We start from the raw sequence: 16,997 nt of genomic DNA on the forward strand, positions 1-16,997 counted from the left end.
GTCGGCATCCATCGAGGGGGTGTCAGCTCGACGCGCTGCGGATCGCCTCCGGCAGCGGCGCGCTCCTGCCGGTCTGGGTATCCATCCAGACCACCACCACGTTGCCGTCCGAATACAGTTTCGAATCATCCTGCTGGTCAACGATGCGGTGGCCGATGGTCACGCTGCTGTTGCCCAGGCGCTCGACGAACAGTTCGACCAGGATGTCGTTGGGCCACACGATCGGCAGCCGGTAGTTGACGTTGGTCGCGGCCACCACCGGTGCGATGCGATCGGTCATCGACACGCCGTCCACGCCCAGCATCCAGCGCACGCGCGCCTCTTCCAGGTAGGAGATGTACTTGGCGTTGTTGACGTGACCCATGCTGTCCATGTCGCGCCAGCGCACGCTGATCGGTACGCGGGCCAGGATCTTGTGCTCGTTGCTCATCAGGCATCCTTCTTCTTGCGGGGCGAAGCGGTCTTGCTGGCCTTGCCGGTGCTCTTGGCAGCGGCCGCCTTCTTCGCGGGCTTCTCCGGCTTCACCTTGCGCGGCGGGCGGGCGTCGGGCTTGTTGGCCACGGCGGCCGGCTGGTCCGGCCGCGCGCTGGTGGAGGGCAGCATCCGCGCCAGGAACTGGCCGGTGTACGACTGCGGGCAGGCCGCCACGTCTTCCGGAGTGCCGGTGACCAGGATGGTGCCACCGCGGTGGCCGCCCTCGGGGCCGAGGTCGACGATCCAGTCGGCGGTCTTGATGACATCCAGGTTGTGCTCGATCACCACCACCGTGTTGCCCTCGTCGCGCAGCTTGTGCAGCACGCCCAGCAGCGCTTCGATGTCGTGGAAGTGCAGGCCGGTGGTCGGCTCGTCAAGGATGTACAGGGTGCGGCCGGTATCCCGGCGCGACAGTTCCTTGGACAGCTTCACGCGCTGCGCCTCACCGCCGGACAGCGTGGTCGCGCTCTGGCCGAGCTTGATGTAGCTCAGGCCGACATCGACCAGCGTCTCCAGCTTGCGCGCGATCGACGGCACCGGCTCGAACAGCTTCAGCGCATCCTCGACGGTCATTTCCAGCACATCGTTGATGTTGAAGCCCTTGTACAGGATCTCCAGCGTCTCGCGGTTGTAGCGCTTGCCGTGGCAGACGTCGCAGGGCACGTACACGTCCGGCAGGAAGTGCATCTCGACCTTGATCAGGCCATCGCCCTGGCACGCCTCGCAGCGGCCGCCGCGCACGTTGAAGCTGAAGCGGCCGGGCGAGTAGCCACGCGCGCGCGCCTCGGGCACCTGCGCGAACAGCTCGCGCAGCGGAGTGAACAGGCCGGTGTAGGTGGCCGGGTTCGAGCGCGGCGTGCGCCCGATCGGCGACTGGTCGATGTCCACCACCTTGTCGAACAGGTCCAGGCCATCGATCTCGCGGTACGGCGCCACCTGGTGCGAGGAGCCGTTGATCTCGTTGGCGGCCAGCGAGAACAGGGTGTCGTTGATCAGGGTCGACTTGCCCGAGCCGGACACGCCGGTCACGCAGGTCAGCAGGCCCGACGGAATGGCCAGGTCCACGCCCTTCAGGTTGTTGCCGCTGGCACCGCGCAGGTGCAGCGTCATCTTCGGGTTCGGCTTGTGCCGGCGCGCCGGGATCTCGATCGCACGCTTGCCGGACAGGTACTGGCCGGTCAGCGAGCGCGGCGCATCCAGGATGTCCTGCAGGGTGCCCTGGCCGACGATCTCGCCGCCATGCACGCCCGCACCGGGACCGATGTCCAGCACATAGTCGGCCAGGCGGATCGCATCCTCGTCATGCTCGACCACGATCACCGTGTTGCCGAGGTCGCGCAGGCGGGTGAGGGTGCCCAGCAGGCGTTCGTTGTCGCGCTGGTGCAGGCCGATGGACGGCTCGTCGAGCACGTACATCACGCCGACCAGGCCGGCGCCGATCTGGCTGGCCAGGCGGATGCGCTGGGCCTCGCCCCCGGACAGGGTGTCGGCCTTGCGCTCCAGGGTCAGGTAGTCCAGGCCCACATCGACCAGGAAGCCCAGGCGTTCACCGATCTCCTTGACGATCTTCGCGGCGATCTCGCCGCGCCAGCCCGGCAGGCTCAGTTCGCTGAAGAACTTCAGGGCCTCGTCGATCGGCAGCACCACCAGCTCCGGCAGCGGGCGATCGGCCACGAACACGTTGCGCGCGGCCCTGTTCAGGCGCGCGCCGTTGCATTCCGGGCAGGCATGCTCGCTGATGTACTTGCCCAGCTCTTCCTGCACCGCCGCCGATTCGGTTTCCTTGTAGCGGCGTTCGAGGTTGGGAATGATGCCCTCGAAGCGATGCTTGCGCTGCGTGCGGCCACCGGCCTCGGTGAAGTAGGTGAAGGTGATCGCATCGTCACCGCTGCCGTACAGGACGGCCTGCTGCACCGCGGCCGGCAACGAGCTCCAGGCCGCATCGACATCGAACCGGTAGTGCCGGGCCAGCGAGGCGATCAGCTGGAAGTAATAGGCATTGCGGCGGTCCCAGCCGCGCACCGCGCCGGCGGCCAGCGACAGTTCCGGGTGCACCACCACGCGCGAGGGATCGAAGAATTCGGCCATGCCCAGGCCATCACAGCCGGGGCAGGCGCCCATCGGTGCGTTGAACGAGAACAGGCGCGGCTCCAGCTCCGGCAGCGAGTAGTCGCAGACCGGGCAGGAGTACTTGGACGAGAACAGGGTCGGCGCGGTGTCGGTGTTGTCCAGGCTCTGCACCGAGGCCATGCCGTCGCCCAGCTTCAGCGCGGTCTCGAAGCTCTCGGCCAGCCGCTGCTTGATGTCCTCGCGGGGCCGGAAGCGGTCGATCACCGCCTCGATGGTGTGCTTCTGGCGCAGCGCCAGCGGCGGTACCGCATCGATCTCATGCAGTTCGCCATCCACCCGCACGCGTACGAACCCCTGCGCGCGCAGCTGGTCGAAGACCTGGGCGTGCTCGCCCTTGCGGTCGCGGATCACCGGGGCCAGCAGCATGTAGCGCTGCTCCGGGTCCAGCGTCAGCACCTGGTCGACCATCTGGCTGACCGTCTGTGCTTCCAGCGGGTAGCCATGGTCCGGGCAGCGCGGGGTACCGACGCGTGCGTACAGCAGGCGCAGGTAGTCGTAGATCTCGGTGATCGTGCCGACCGTCGAGCGCGGGTTGTGCGAGGTCGACTTCTGCTCGATCGAGATCGCCGGGGACAGGCCTTCGATATGGTCCAGGTCCGGCTTTTCCATCACGCTCAGGAACTGCCGCGCGTACGCCGACAGCGACTCGACGTAGCGGCGCTGGCCCTCGGCATAGATGGTGTCGAACGCCAGCGAGGACTTGCCGGAGCCGGACAGGCCGGTGATCACGATCAGCTTGTCGCGGGGCAGGTCGAGGTCGATGTTCTTGAGGTTGTGCGTCCGCGCGCCGCGGATGCGGATGAAATCCATCGCCATGGGGGATCCGTTGTGAGGCTTCGACCGTGAAGGTCGGCAAGCGGGTGGGGCAAGCGGAGACGGCAATCGATCAGCCTACCGAGCTTGGGATTTGGGGGCAATCGGCGACAATGCCAGCCCCCGGTCTCATCTCCTGAGACCGGCCGGCGGCTTACCTGAACGGGATTCAGGCCCCCGCCGTCCAGGGCAGGGGGTGACTTGACCCGAGGCCCTGCCAGTCATTAAAATCCCGCTTCTGTCCGCCCTCGATGGCGGCAGTCCATAGACCACAATAACTACAGAGGAAGTCTGGTCATGTACGCAGTACTGGTCACCGGCGGTAAGCAATACCGCGTGGCGCAGGGCGAAAAGCTCCGCGTCGAAAAGCTCGAAGTCGAAGTCGGCAGCGAGATCAAGTTTGACAACATCCTGCTGCTGGGCGACAGCGACGGCATCAAGATCGGCGACGCCCTGAGCGGCGCTTCGGTCACCGCCAAGGTCGTGTCCCAGGGTCGTGCTGACAAGGTCCGGATCATCAAGTTCCGTCGCCGCAAGCACCACATGAAGCGCCAGGGTCACCGTCAGTACTACACCGAAATCGAGATCACCGGCATCGCCGGCTAAGCATCAGGAGAAGCAGTCATGGCACATAAAAAGGGCGTAGGCTCCTCGCGCAACGGTCGCGACTCCAACCCGAAGTACCTGGGCGTCAAGATCTTCGGCGGCCAGGCCATCGAAGCCGGCAACATCATCGTGCGTCAGCGCGGCACCCAGTTCCACCCGGGTACCGGTGTTGGCCTCGGCCGCGACCACACCCTGTTCGCCCTCACGGACGGCAAGGTGGAGTTCTCGGTGAAGGGCCCGAAGAAGCGCCGCACCGTCAGCGTCGTCTCGGTCGAAGCCTGATAAGGCAACGGCCGGCGCCCATGCTCCGGCACGGGATCGCTGCATGAAGAGCCCCGCTTCGGCGGGGCTTTTCGTTGGAATCAATGGTAAAACGGGCATCGCCCGGTTGCCGGCCCGAGGCCGGCACTACATCAAGGTGGCGGCGTGCACGCCGCGCCCATCGCAGGCATCGAAACAATGAAACTGGTAGACGAAGCAGAAATCGAAGTGTTCGCCGGCAACGGCGGCAACGGCTGCATTGGCTTCCGTCGCGAGAAGTTCATTCCGCTCGGCGGCCCGGACGGCGGCGACGGCGGTGCGGGCGGCAGCGTGTGGATCCGCGCCGACGAAAACCTCAATACCCTGGTCGACTTCCGCCATGACCGCATCTTCAAGGCGCAGCGCGGCGAGAACGGCATGGGCCGCCAGGCCTATGGCAAGGGCGGCGAGGACCTGGTCATCACCGTGCCGGTCGGCACCGTGATCATCAACGTGGCCACCGACGAAGTGATCGGCGACCTGACCCAGCACGGCGATCGCCTGCTGGTGGCCAAGGGCGGCCGCGGCGGCCTGGGCAACATGCATTTCAAGAGCTCGACCAACCGCTCGCCGCGCCAGGCGCTGCCGGGCGAGCCGGGTGAGGAGCGCACGCTGAAGCTGGAGCTGAAGCTGCTGGCCGATGTCGGCCTGCTGGGCTTCCCCAATGCCGGCAAGAGCACCCTGATCCGTGCCGTCTCGGCGGCGACGCCGAAGGTGGCCGATTACCCGTTCACCACGCTGTACCCGAACCTGGGTGTGGTCAAGGTGGAAAACTACCGCAGCTTCGTCATCGCCGACATTCCCGGCCTGATCGAGGGTGCCGCCGACGGTGCCGGGCTGGGCGCGCAGTTCCTGCGCCACCTGCAGCGTACCCGCCTGCTGCTGCACCTGGTGGACATCTCGCCGATGGAAGGCGGCGTGGAGGGCATTTCGCCGGTGGAGCAGGTGCGTGCGATCGAGCGTGAGCTGGAGAAGCACGACCCGGAGCTGCTGGCCAAGCCGCGCTGGCTGGTGCTGAACAAGGCCGACCTGATGTTCGAGGACGAGGCCAAGGCCGCGGCCGAGCAGATCGTCGCCGAGCTGGGCTGGAAGGAGCCGTGGTTCCTGGTCTCGGCGCTGGGGCGTGAAGGCACCTTCCCGATCATGAGCCGGATCATGGCCTTCTTCGACCGCCAGAAGGAAGAAGAGCTCGAGGCCCGCAACGCGCAGTGATGCCGGGTCGGGCGTTCCGCGAAAAACCCGGCTCCGGCCGGGTTTTTTGTGCCTGCCGCATTCCTGCGGGGTGGCTCTGCCGGGTGGCGGGCAACAAAAAACCCGGCCAGCGGCCGGGCTTTTGCGTGCCGCCGGAGCCGGGGCTCCAGCAGGCGGCCGGATCAGGCGGCCGAGAGGGCCTTGATGCGGTCGTTCAGGCGGCTCTTGTGGCGAGCAGCCTTGTTCTTGTGGATCAGGCCACGCGCGCTGAAGCGATCCAGGATCGGCTGGGCAACGGCGAAGGCGGCTTGGGCGCCGGCGGCATCGTTGGCGTCCAGCGCCTTGATCACTTTCTTGACAGCGGTGCGCAGCATCGAGCGCTGAGCCACGTTGCGCGCGTTGCGCACGACGGTCTGCTTGGCGCGCTTCTTGGCGGACTTGATATTGGCCACGGTGGTGGTTTCCTGAAAAATCGGTGTTATGGGAACAGCAAGCTAGCTAGTATGATGGCGTAAGAAATGTACGTCAAGTCGATTGTCAAGAGGGACGTTGAGTGAGTTCACCCAAGATGTTGCGGGGCCTGCTGTCGTTCAGCAGCATGACCATGGTCTCGCGGGTTCTCGGCCTGGTCCGGGACCAGGTGGTGACCTCGACCTTCGGCACCAACGCCATCACCGATGCCTTCTGGGTCGCCTTCAGGATACCCAATTTCCTGCGCCGGCTGTTCGCCGAGGGCTCGTTCGCCACCGCCTTCGTGCCGGTGTTCACCGAGGTGAAGGAAACCCGCAGCCACGCCGAGCTGCGTGAACTGATGGCCCGCACCGCCGGCACCCTGGGTGGGGTGCTGATGCTGGTCACCGCGCTGGCGCTGATCTTCGCGCCGCAGCTGGCCACGGTGTTCTCCAGTGGCGTGGATACCGACCCGGCCAAGCAGGGCCTGCTGGTCGACCTGTTCCGGCTGACCTTCCCGTTCCTGCTGTTCGTCTCGCTCACCGCGCTGGCCGGTGGCGCGCTGAACAGCTTCCAGCGCTTCGCGATGCCGGCGCTGACCCCGGTCATCCTCAACCTGTGCATGATCGCCGGCGCCCTGTGGCTGGCGCCGCGGCTGGGCGGCACCCCCGAGAAGCAGATCCTGGCGCTGGGCTGGGCGGTGCTGGCCGCCGGCGTGCTGCAGCTGCTGTTCCAGCTGCCCTCGCTGAAAGGCATCAACCTGCTGACGCTGCCGCGCTGGGGCTGGCGCCATCCGGGCGTGCGCAAGGTGATGACGCTGATGGTGCCGACCCTGTTCGGCTCGTCGGTGGCGCAGATCAACCTGCTGCTGGATACGGTGATCGCGGCCAAGCTGACCGACGGTTCGCAGTCCTGGCTGTCGCTGGCCGACCGCTTCCTGGAGCTGCCGCTGGGTGTGTTCGGCGTGGCACTGGGCACGGTGATCCTGCCGGCGCTGGCCCGCCACCATGTCAGCACCGACCGCGAGGGCTTCTCGCGCTCGCTGGACTGGGGCCTGCGCATGACCCTGCTGATCTCGGTGCCGGCCATGCTGGGCCTGCTGTTCCTGGCCGAGCCGCTCATCGCCACCATCTTCCAGCACGGCCAGTTCACCGCCTTCGATACCCGCATGACTGCGTTGTCGGTGTACGGCCTGAGCTTCGGCCTGCCGGCGTTCGCCCTGCTGAAAGTGGTGCTGCCGGCGTTCTACGCCCGCCAGGACACCCGGACTCCGGTGCGCGCCGGCGTGGCCGCGCTGGTGGCCAACATGGTGTTCAACTTCGCCCTGCTGGCGGTGCTGTACCAGGTGATGGTGCCCGATGCCCTGAAGGCGCAGGGGGTGATGGCGGCGCTCGGCAAGCAGCCGGGCCTGCACCTGGCACTGGGCATTGCCAGCGCGCTGTCCAGTTACCTGAACCTTGGCCTGCTCTGGTACTGGCTGGGCAAGACCGATGTCTACCAGCGCCGCCCGGGCTGGGGCGGCTACCTGCTGCGGCTGGCGCTGGCCTGCACCGCGATGGTGGGCGTGCTGCTGGCGCTGCTGTACTGGCTGCCGGGCTTCTCGGCGATGGGCGTGTGGCAGCGGATCGGCGCGCTGGCCCTGCTGGTGGGCGGCGGCGGCCTGACCTATCTGCTGGCGATGGTGGCCATGGGCTTCCGCCCGCGCGACCTGCGTGGCCATTGATCGTGGCCGCGGCGGCTATACTTCAGGGTTACACCATTGCAGCAGCGGCCCCTGCGGGCCGGAACGAGAGTAGATGAGCAGGCTGTTCAGAAGCGTCGAGGGCGGGGAACTGTTCCCGCACGGAAGCGTGGTCTGCATCGGCGCATTCGACGGCCTCCACCTGGGCCATCGTGCGCTGGTGCGGCACGCGGTCGCGCGCGCACGCGCCCTGGGGGTGCCCGCGGTGGCTGTGGCATTCGAGCCCCTGCCGCGTGAATTCTTTGCCCAGGGCACGCCGCCCCCGCGGCTGACCCTGGCCCGCAGCAAGGTTGGCATCCTGCGCGAACTCGGCGTCGACACGGTCGGCCTGCTGCGCTTCGACGCGGCGATGGCGGCGATGCCGGCCGAGACCTTCGTGCGCCAGCTGCTGGTGCAGCGCCTGAACGCCCGCGAGGTGTGGATCGGGCCGGACTTCTGCTTCGGCAACCGCCGCCGCGGCGACCTGGCCCTGCTGCAGACGATGGGCGCTGAACTGGGCTTCAGTGCCGGCGAGATCGAAGCGGTGGACCTGCACGGCGAGCGCATCTCCAGCACCCGCATCCGCCAGCTGCTGCAGGACGGCGATTTCGCCCGCGCCGGCGACCTGCTGGGGCGCCCCTACGCGATCAGCGGGCGGGTGGTGCGCGGGCGCCAGCTCGGCCGCACGCTGGGCTTCCCGACCGCCAACCTGCGCTTCCCGAAGACCCCGGCGCTGTCGGGCATCTATGCGACGTGGGTGCATGGGGTGTTCGACCAGCCGTGGCCGTCGGTCTCCAGTTTCGGCACCCGGCCGACCGTGGACGGCGTCGAGCCGCTGCTGGAAGCCCACCTGTTCGATTTCCAGGGCGACCTGTACGGGCGCCACATCGAAGTGGAATTCGTCGCCAAGCTGCGCGACGAAGAGAAATTCAATGATCTGGCGGCGCTGACCGACCAGATGCACCGCGACGCCGAACAGGCGCGCGCCATCCTTTCCGAACACAGATTGCGAGCCACTGCGTGAGCCAGGACTACAAGACCACCCTGAACCTGCCAGCCACCGAATTCCCGATGCGCGGCGACCTGCCCAAGCGCGAGCCGGGCATTCTGGCGCGCTGGGAAGCGCAGGGGCTCTACCAGCAGCTGCGCGACAACGCCGCCGGCCGCCCGCTGTTCGTGCTGCATGACGGCCCGCCGTACGCCAACGGCCGCATCCACCTGGGGCATGCGGTCAACAAGATCCTCAAGGACATCATCGTCAAGTCGCGCTACCTGGCCGGCTTCGATGCGCCCTACGTGCCGGGCTGGGACTGCCACGGCCTGCCGATCGAGATCGCGGTGGAAAAGAAGTGGGGCAAGGTCGGCACCAAGCTCGATGCGGTCGCGTTCCGGCAGAAGTGCCGTGAGTTCGCCGAGGAGCAGATCGACATCCAGCGCGCCGACTTCAAGCGCCTGGGCGTGACCGGTGACTGGGACAACCCGTACAAGACCCTCAGCTTCGACTTCGAGGCCAACGAGATCCGTGCGCTGGCCAAGGTCGTGGCCAACGGCCACCTGCTGCGTGGCGCCAAGCCGGTGTACTGGTGCTTCGACTGTGGCTCGGCGCTGGCCGAGGCGGAAATCGAATACCAGGAAAAGGAATCGCCGGCGATCGACGTGGCCTACGCCGCGCGCGATGCGCAGGCCGTGGCCCAGGCCTTCGGCGTGAGCCTGCCGGACGACGTGGAAGTGGCCGTGCCGATCTGGACCACCACCCCGTGGACCCTGCCGGCCTCGCTGGCGGTATCGCTGGGCGCGGAGATCAACTACGTGCTGGCCGAAGGCCCGGCCCACAACGGCAAGCGCCGTTGGCTGGTGCTGGCTGCCGCGCTGGCCGAGCGCGCGCTGCAGCGCTATGGTGTCGAGAACGTGGTGCTGCACGGTGAAACCACCGGTGCGGCGCTGGAAAACCAGCTGCTGGCGCATCCGTTCTATCCGCAGCGCGAGATCCTGGTGCTCAACGGCGAGCACGTGTCCGACGAGGACGGTACCGGTGCGGTGCACACCGCCCCCGGCCACGGCCAGGAAGACTACGTGGTCAGCCAGAAGTACGGCCTGCTGGACAGGTACAACGCCGGCCAGATCACCCCGATCGATGGCCGTGGCGTGTACCTGGAATCGACCCCGCCGGCCGGTGACGTGGTGCTGGCCGGCCAGCACCTGTGGAAGGCACAGGACGCCATCGTCGGCGTGCTGCGCGACAACGGTTCGCTGCTGGCCTTCCACCCGATCCGCCACAGCTACCCGCACTGCTGGCGCCACAAGACGCCGGTGGTGTTCCGCGCCACCCCGCAGTGGTTCATCTCGATGGACAAGGCCCATCTGCGCAGCGATGCGCTGGCCGCCATCGATACCGTCGGCTGGTTCCCGAGCTGGGGCAAGGCGCGCATCCAGAGCATGGTCGACGGTCGCCCGGACTGGACCATCTCGCGCCAGCGCACCTGGGGCGTGCCGATCGCACTGTTCACCCACCGCCAGACCGGCGAGATCCATCCGCGCACGGTCGAACTGATGCAGCAGGTCGCCGACCGCGTTGAAGCCGAAGGCATCGACGTGTGGTACTCGCTGGATGCCAGCGAACTGCTGGGCGCCGAAGCGGCCGACTACGAGAAGGTCACCGACATCCTCGATGTCTGGTTCGATTCGGGCGTCACCCATGAAGGCGTGCTGGCCGCGCGTGGCTTCGGCAAGCCGGCCGACCTGTACCTGGAAGGGTCCGACCAGCACCGCGGCTGGTTCCAGTCCTCGCTGCTGACCGGCGTGGCGATCGACAAGCGCGCCCCTTACAAGCAGTGCCTCACCCACGGTTTCACCGTGGACGAGCACGGCCGCAAGATGTCCAAGTCGCTCGGCAACGGCATCGAGCCGCAGGACATCATGAACAAGCTGGGCGCGGACATCCTGCGCCTGTGGATCGCTTCGGCCGACTACAGCAACGAGATGTCGCTGTCGCAGGAAATCCTCAAGCGCAACGCCGACGCCTACCGGCGCCTGCGCAACACCGCGCGCTTCCTGCTCGGCAACCTCGATGGCTTCGATCCGGCCGCGCATCTGCAGCCGTTGGACAGGATGGTCGCGCTGGACCGCTGGATTGTGCACCGTGCCTGGGAACTGCAGGAGAAGATCAAGGCGGCGTACGACGGCTACAACATGGCCGAGATCGTGCAGCTGCTGCTGAACTTCTGCAGCGTGGACCTGGGCTCGCTGTACCTGGACGTGACCAAGGACCGCCTGTACACGATGCCGACCGATTCCAACGGTCGCCGTTCGGCACAGAGCGCGATGTTCCACATCGCCGAAGCGTTCACCCGCTGGGTGGCGCCGATCCTGACCTTCACCGCCGACGAGCTGTGGGGCTACCTGCCGGGTGAACGGGCGGGCCACGTGCTGTTCACCACCTGGTATGACGGCCTGGCGCCGCTGCCGGCCGATGCGCAGCTCAACGCCGCCGACTTCGACCAGTTGCTGGCCGTGCGCGAGCAGGTGGCCAAGGTGCTCGAGCCGATGCGTGCCAACGGTGCGATCGGTGCTGCGCTGGAAGCGGAGATCACCATCGCCGCCAACGAAGAGCAGGCCGCGCGCTGGCAGCCGCTGGCCGATGAACTGCGCTTCCTGTTCATCAGCGGCGACGTGCAGGTGCGCCCGGCGACCACCGACGAGGTGTTCGTCAGCGCCCAGCCCACCACCAAGGCCAAGTGCGTGCGCTGCTGGCACCACCGTGCCGACGTCGGCAGCAGTGCCGATCATCCGGAACTGTGCGGTCGCTGCGTGAGCAACATCACCGGTGCCGGTGAAGTGCGGAGCTGGTTCTGATGGCCGCGCCCCGTCCGCATCCGAACGCACTGGTCTGGCTGCTGCTGTCGGTGGTCATCATCGGCCTGGACCAGTGGTCCAAGGCCTGGGTGCTGTCGAGCCTGCCGGAGTTCCAGCCGGTGGTGGTCATCGACGGCTTCTGGAACTGGTACCGCACCTACAACACCGGCGCTGCATTCAGCTTCCTGAGTGACGCCGGAGGCTGGCAGAAGCACTTCTTCACCGTGCTGGCGATTGCCATCAGCGGCCTGATGGCCTGGTGGCTGCGCGCCACCGCCCGGGGCAACTGGAAGGCGGCGGTGCCCTACGCGCTGATCATCGGCGGTGCCATCGGCAACGTGATCGACCGCCAGGTGCACGGCCACGTGGTCGATTTCATCCAGTGGTACGTCGGCGAGCATGTCTGGCCGTCGTTCAACATCGCCGATTCGGCCATCGTGGCCGGTGCCATCGGCATCGCCCTGTTCGGCCTGTTCGACGGCAAGTCCGCCAAAAAGGCGGATAATGGCTCCCCGAAACCGTAAGCCGGCTGCTGCCGGGAGACTGAACTGATGGATGTGCTGCTCGCCAACCCGCGTGGATTCTGTGCCGGTGTCGATCGTGCGATCGAGATCGTCAAGCGCGCGATCGAAACGCTGGGCGCCCCCATCTATGTCCGCCATGAGGTGGTGCACAACCGCTTCGTGGTGGATGACCTGAAGCAGCGCGGCGCGATCTTCGTCGAGGAACTGGACGAAGTACCGGACAACAACACGGTGATCTTCAGCGCGCATGGCGTGTCCCAGGCCGTGCGCCAGGAAGCCGAACGCCGTGGCCTGAAGGTGTTCGATGCCACCTGTCCGCTGGTGACCAAGGTCCATTTCGAAGTGGCCCGCCATTGCCGGGCCGGCCGTGACGTGGTGTTGATCGGCCACGCCGGTCACCCGGAAGTGGAAGGCACCATGGGCCAGTGGAACCGGGAAGCCGGTACCGGCCAGATCTACCTGGTGGAGGACGTGGAACAGGTCGCCACGCTGGTGATCAACCAGCCGGACAACTTCGCCTACACCACCCAGACCACGCTGTCGGTGGACGATACGCGCGGCATCATCGAGGCGCTGCGCGAACGCTTCCCGGCGATGCAGGGCCCGAAGAACGACGACATCTGCTACGCCACGCAGAACCGCCAGGACGCCGTGCGCGACCTGGCCAAGCGCTGCGACCTGGTGCTGGTGGTCGGTTCGCCGAACAGCTCCAATTCCAACCGCCTGAGCGAGCTGGCCCGCCGCGAAGGCGTGGAGTCCTACCTGATCGACGGCGCGCACGAGATCGACCCGCAATGGGTGGTCGGCAAGCAGCATATCGGCGTGACCGCGGGCGCTTCGGCGCCGCAGGTGCTGGTGGATGGCGTGCTGGCGCGGCTGGCCGAGCTGGGTGCCTCCGGTGTGGGTGAACTGGACGGCGAACCGGAATCGATGGTGTTCGCGCTGCCGAAGGAACTGCGGTTGCGCCTGATCGACTGAGCGGGCACGGTGTTCGCCGGGCAGGGCAACCAAGGCGGCCCCAGGGGGCCGACGAAGTGGATCCACGCCAAGCGTGGATCCTTCCATTCCAGGCGGAAACATCCCAACGAATGGGATGACTCCGCGCCCGGGTGAACTCCCGGACTATTCCTGCGGGCGGGGATCACGAAGCTGCTCCCCTGCATAACCCGCATAGAGGTGGGAGGCACGCTTGTCTGCCGCCACCAGTTCGGCAGAGGTCAAGTTCATCCGCGCGATCTCCTGCGCAGCCCGGTCATCTCCAAGCATGTAAGCCATTCGCAGATAGGCGGCGGTGTCGACGAGGCTCGGCGGATCTGCCTTGGCACTTACATCCGCCAGGCCATAGTATGCATAGAGGTTACCCGCCTGTGCTTGCTTGCGTAGCAGTATTTTCCCGTCAAGTACGTTCTCTTCCAGCGCTACTCGGCGGCCCAATTCAACCGCCGCTGCGCGATTTCCAGAGTCAGCTTCCCGCTTGAGGTCCTCACGCGATAGCTGCTCCAGGTGCGCCTTCTCTTGTGTGGATGGATAGCCGTGGTTGAAAAGCCACGCGGCTTCATTGGGACTGCGTGCGTCCAGAAGTCCCGCATCCCTGCAATCCATGCCGCATAGATGCGCCTTTATGTTTGGGGATGCCAATCTCTGGCTGCTCGATCGACCATGGACACCCCCTGGCGAGCCGGGCGGTGGCATCACCGGTCCCTCTCCAGCTTCTGCATGCTTGCCTATCTCCTGGCCTCCCTTGCCACCTTCGCTGCAGGCGCCAAACGCGAGTACAGCCAGAACAAACAATGGATTGCATTTCATCATTGCACTCCGCAGGCGTTTGCTTCTGCCTGCCATGCGTGCAGGACGCGGGCAGAAAAAACTGTCTCTTCGGTCGGAACTGTTCCTCTCAATGCACTCGCCGGCCTTGTAGTTCATGAGCGTTCCATGCAACCAATTTGCGGCGATGCTAGGGCCGGATGAAAGAGTGAAGTGAGAATCTGTTGGCAAAAATACTTCCGGAAATTGAATGCCTGTCGATGACGACAGTTTCTGCGGCTCCAAGGCCGGAGACATCAAAAGTCGTTATCTCGATCCGGTATTTTTTCGGAACTCTAGGTCGGCTGGGCCAGAAAGGCGCGCAGCCCGCGACATTGCCTCGGCTAGCATTTCTGGGCAGGAGGAACCGCTCTGCAACATCAACTCGGATACGCAACGGGTGGCACCACCGCTTCTCCTGGCAGTCCCAGTCGCAGGCTTGAGTCCGTCAACATCAGTGGATCCACGCCATGCGTGGGCAGGCGCACCGTCCATGACCTTTGGCCATGGGGCATGGCATCCCACAGGCCTAGCATCGGTACCTCTACCGCTGCTGGAACCTGCCCGATGAAAACCCGTGCCCTGGTGATGTCCGTGCTGTTCGCGCTGGCCGCCACGCCTGCGCTGGCGCAGACCTCACCACCGGGCGATGCTGCGGCGCCGGGCCTGCTGCGCATCGATGTGGATGCGCGCGACCTGGCCCGCCGCATCTTCAAGGTGACCGCCACTGTGCCGGTCACGCCCGGCCCGGTCACCCTGCTGTACCCGCAGTGGATCCCCGGCAACCATTCGCCCACTGGCCCGATCGACAAGCTGGCCGGCCTGCGCGTGACCGCCAACGGCAGGCCGCTGGCCTGGCAGCGGGACCAGTACAACGTCTACGCGTTCAAGGTGGACGTGCCCGCCGGCGTGAGCGAGATCGTGGCGCACTTCGATTTCCTGTCCTCGCAGGGCGGCAGCCAGGGCCGGGTGGTGATGACCCCGGAGATGCTCAACCTGCAGTGGAACGCCAATTCGCTGTATCCGGCCGGTGTCGATGCGCGCACCCTGCAGACGCAGGCGAGCGTGACCCTGCCCAAGGGCTGGTCGTTTGCCACGGCGCTGGAAACCGCGCGCCGCGACGGCGACACCGTGGTGTTCAAGCCGATTTCCTATGACCACCTGGTCGATTCGCCCGTGTTCGCCGGCGAGCACTACCAGCGCATCGATCTCGACCCGGGCGCGAAAGCGCCGGTGCACCTGAACGTGTTCGCCGACGACGCCAAATCGCTGAAGCCGACCGACGCCCAGCTGAAGGCGCACCGCGCACTGGTGCAGCAGGCCGACAAGCTCTATGGCGCGCGCCACTACAACCACTATGAGTTCCTGCTGGCGCTGACCGACCGTCTGGGCGGCATCGGCCTGGAACACCATCGCTCCAGCGAGAACAGCGCCGAGCCGGGCTACTTCACCGAGTGGGACAGCAACGCGTGGATGCGTGACCTGCTGCCGCACGAGTACACCCATTCGTGGAACGGCAAGTACCGGAGGGGTGCCGACCTGGCTACCGCCAACTTCAACGTGCCGATGGGCGACAGCCTGCTGTGGGTGTACGAGGGACAGACCCAGTTCTGGGGCCAGGTGCTGGCCGCGCGTTCCGGTCTGTGGTCCACCGAGCAGGCGCGCGACATGCTGGCCAACGTCGCTGCGACCTACGATCGTGGCCGCCCGGGACTGGCCTGGCGGCCGCTGCAGGACACCACCAACGATCCGACCATCGCCCAGCGCCGCACCCTGCCGTACCGCAATTACCAGATGAGCGAGGACTACTACTCCGGTGGCCAGATGCTGTGGCTGGAAGTGGAAGGCAAACTGCGAGGGCTGACCGGCAACCGCCGCAGCCTGGATGATTTCGCACGTGCCTTCTTCGGCGTCGGCGATGGAGACTGGGACGTCAATCCGTACACGTTCGATGACGTGGTGGCGACCTTGAACGGGATTGCACCCTACGACTGGGCCGGCTTCCTGCGCCAGCGCCTGGACGGGCACGGGCCGCTGACCGGTGGCCTGGCGCTGGCGGGCTGGAAGCTGGCCTACCGCGATGTGCCGAACGAGGCCTACAAGGCGCAGGAAAAGCGCGCCAAGGCCGCGCTGCTGGCGTACTCGCTGGGTGCCACCGTGCTCGACACCGGCGTGGTGGGCGACGTGATCTGGGACAGCCCGGCCTTCAACGCCGGGCTGGCACCGGGCATGAAGGTGATTGCAGTGGGCGGCCGGGAATACAGCAGCGAGCGCCTGAAGGATGCGGTGTCTGCCGCGGCCAAGGACAAGGCGCCGATCGAACTGCTGGTGAAACAGTTCGACCGCATCGAAACGATGCGCATCGATTACCACGGTGGCCTGCAGTACCCGGTGCTGGAACGCATCGCCGGCACGCCGGATCGGCTTGCCGATCTGTGGAAGGCACGATGACCCTGCGCACGCGCGACGGCCTGATCCTGGTGGTGGCGGTGCTGGCCATCATCGGTGCCTTTCTGGGCGGAGACGGTCGTTGGCTGCACTGGCTGGCCAAGCCGTCGGCGACCCTGCTGATCGCCGCGATCGCCTGGCAGGTGCGACCGGCACAGGATGCGTTCTACCGGCATGCGGTGCTGGCCGGCATGCTGTTGTCCTGCGTGGGCGATATCGCGCTGATGCTGCCGGTCGATGCATTCGTGGTGGGGCTGCTGGCGTTCCTGCTGGCCCACCTCTGCTACATCGTGGCCTTCCGTGCCGGCCTGCGTGCAGGTGCTGGATCGTGGGGCGCGTTCGCGCTGCTGGCTGCGTTCGCCACGATCAATGTGCTTGGCCTGTGGCCGCATCTGCCGCAGCCGATGCGCGTGCCGGTGCTGGCCTACGTGGTGGTGCTTGCTTCGATGGCGGTGCTGGCGCTGGCGCGGGTGTTGGCGCCTCGGCGTACGGATGCCGTCGAACGACGCAGCGCCCGCTGGGCTGCCGGCGGTGCCTTGCTGTTCGTCAGCAGTGATTCACTGCTGGCCTGGGACCGCTTTGCCGGCGGCCTGCCGCTGGCCAGCCTGCTGGTGCTGTCGACGTACTACGCCGCGCAGTACGCGATCGCACGTTCGGTGAGGTGACCGCGCCTGCAGCGGCACGGC

Annotated in this window: 14 protein-coding genes; 10 read left to right on the plus strand and 4 right to left on the minus strand. The window is 66.5% G+C overall.

Features of this window, described 5'->3' with window-relative positions; all coding sequences use genetic code 11:
• Positions 1-22 precede the first annotated feature (22 nt).
• Together Q5Z10_RS06000 and uvrA are read right to left on the minus strand one after the other, a co-directional pair.
• Positions 23-430, minus strand: a complete 408-nt coding sequence (locus Q5Z10_RS06000) for an acyl-CoA thioesterase (protein ID WP_303638348.1) — start codon at positions 428-430, stop codon at positions 23-25.
• Positions 430-3,420, minus strand: coding sequence for an excinuclease ABC subunit UvrA (gene uvrA / locus Q5Z10_RS06005; protein ID WP_303638349.1), 2,991 nt, complete (start codon positions 3,418-3,420; stop codon positions 430-432). Before uvrA ends, Q5Z10_RS06000 begins: the two co-directional genes overlap by 1 nt.
• A gap of 294 nt (positions 3,421-3,714) precedes the next feature.
• Between uvrA and rplU the strand changes: the two genes are divergently transcribed.
• The 3 genes from rplU to obgE all read left to right on the plus strand — a co-directional run bounded on the left by rplU (position 3,715) and on the right by obgE (position 5,535).
• Complete coding sequence (rplU, locus tag Q5Z10_RS06010; RefSeq protein WP_108748943.1) at positions 3,715-4,023, plus strand: 50S ribosomal protein L21; 309 nt, start codon at positions 3,715-3,717, stop codon at positions 4,021-4,023.
• Positions 4,024-4,041: 18 nt separating this feature from the next.
• On the plus strand, positions 4,042-4,305 hold the full coding sequence (gene rpmA / locus Q5Z10_RS06015; protein ID WP_049467623.1) for a 50S ribosomal protein L27: 264 nt from the start codon (positions 4,042-4,044) through the stop codon (positions 4,303-4,305).
• A gap of 177 nt (positions 4,306-4,482) precedes the next feature.
• The gene (gene obgE / locus Q5Z10_RS06020) at positions 4,483-5,535 is read left to right on the plus strand and encodes a GTPase ObgE (RefSeq protein ID WP_303638350.1); all 1,053 of its coding nucleotides are present in this window, start codon (positions 4,483-4,485) and stop codon (positions 5,533-5,535) included.
• Positions 5,536-5,696: 161 nt separating this feature from the next.
• On the opposite strand, the gene rpsT is transcribed toward obgE, so the two are convergent.
• Positions 5,697-5,966 (minus strand): 30S ribosomal protein S20, encoded by a 270-nt coding sequence (gene rpsT, locus Q5Z10_RS06025; RefSeq protein ID WP_135272729.1) that lies wholly within the window; start codon positions 5,964-5,966, stop codon positions 5,697-5,699.
• Positions 5,967-6,082: 116 nt separating this feature from the next.
• Between rpsT and murJ the strand changes: the two genes are divergently transcribed.
• The 5 genes from murJ (at position 6,083) to ispH (ending at position 13,038) form a co-directional block, all read left to right on the plus strand.
• Entirely contained in the window at positions 6,083-7,687 is a 1,605-nt protein-coding gene (gene murJ, locus Q5Z10_RS06030; RefSeq protein ID WP_303639143.1) for a murein biosynthesis integral membrane protein MurJ, read from the plus strand.
• A gap of 73 nt (positions 7,688-7,760) precedes the next feature.
• Positions 7,761-8,708: a bifunctional riboflavin kinase/FAD synthetase gene (locus Q5Z10_RS06035; RefSeq protein ID WP_303638351.1), complete on the plus strand. Its 948-nt coding sequence runs from the start codon at positions 7,761-7,763 to the stop codon at positions 8,706-8,708.
• Positions 8,705-11,536, plus strand: coding sequence for an isoleucine--tRNA ligase (ileS, locus tag Q5Z10_RS06040; RefSeq protein WP_303638352.1), 2,832 nt, complete (start codon positions 8,705-8,707; stop codon positions 11,534-11,536). The genes Q5Z10_RS06035 and ileS overlap by 4 nt, the downstream gene beginning before the upstream one ends.
• A complete protein-coding gene (lspA, locus tag Q5Z10_RS06045; RefSeq protein WP_303638353.1) occupies positions 11,536-12,060 on the plus strand; it encodes a signal peptidase II in 525 nt (174 codons plus the stop codon). Before ileS ends, lspA begins: the two co-directional genes overlap by 1 nt.
• Before the next feature lie 27 nt (positions 12,061-12,087).
• Positions 12,088-13,038 (plus strand): 4-hydroxy-3-methylbut-2-enyl diphosphate reductase, encoded by a 951-nt coding sequence (gene ispH / locus Q5Z10_RS06050; protein WP_303638354.1) that lies wholly within the window; start codon positions 12,088-12,090, stop codon positions 13,036-13,038.
• Between the two features lie 144 nt (positions 13,039-13,182).
• Here the strand turns inward: ispH and Q5Z10_RS06055 are convergent, their stop codons facing one another.
• Complete coding sequence (locus tag Q5Z10_RS06055) at positions 13,183-13,983, minus strand: hypothetical protein (RefSeq protein WP_303638355.1); 801 nt, start codon at positions 13,981-13,983, stop codon at positions 13,183-13,185.
• Positions 13,984-14,430: 447 nt separating this feature from the next.
• Between Q5Z10_RS06055 and Q5Z10_RS06060 the strand changes: the two genes are divergently transcribed.
• Together Q5Z10_RS06060 and Q5Z10_RS06065 are read left to right on the plus strand one after the other, a co-directional pair.
• Complete coding sequence (locus Q5Z10_RS06060; protein WP_303638356.1) at positions 14,431-16,314, plus strand: M61 family metallopeptidase; 1,884 nt, start codon at positions 14,431-14,433, stop codon at positions 16,312-16,314.
• On the plus strand, positions 16,311-16,976 hold the full coding sequence (locus Q5Z10_RS06065; protein ID WP_303638357.1) for a lysoplasmalogenase: 666 nt from the start codon (positions 16,311-16,313) through the stop codon (positions 16,974-16,976). The genes Q5Z10_RS06060 and Q5Z10_RS06065 overlap by 4 nt, the downstream gene beginning before the upstream one ends.
• Positions 16,977-16,997: the final 21 nt, after the last annotated feature.

The organism is Stenotrophomonas sp. 704A1 (assembly GCF_030549525.1).
Classification (GTDB): domain Bacteria; phylum Pseudomonadota; class Gammaproteobacteria; order Xanthomonadales; family Xanthomonadaceae; genus Stenotrophomonas; species Stenotrophomonas tuberculopleuritidis.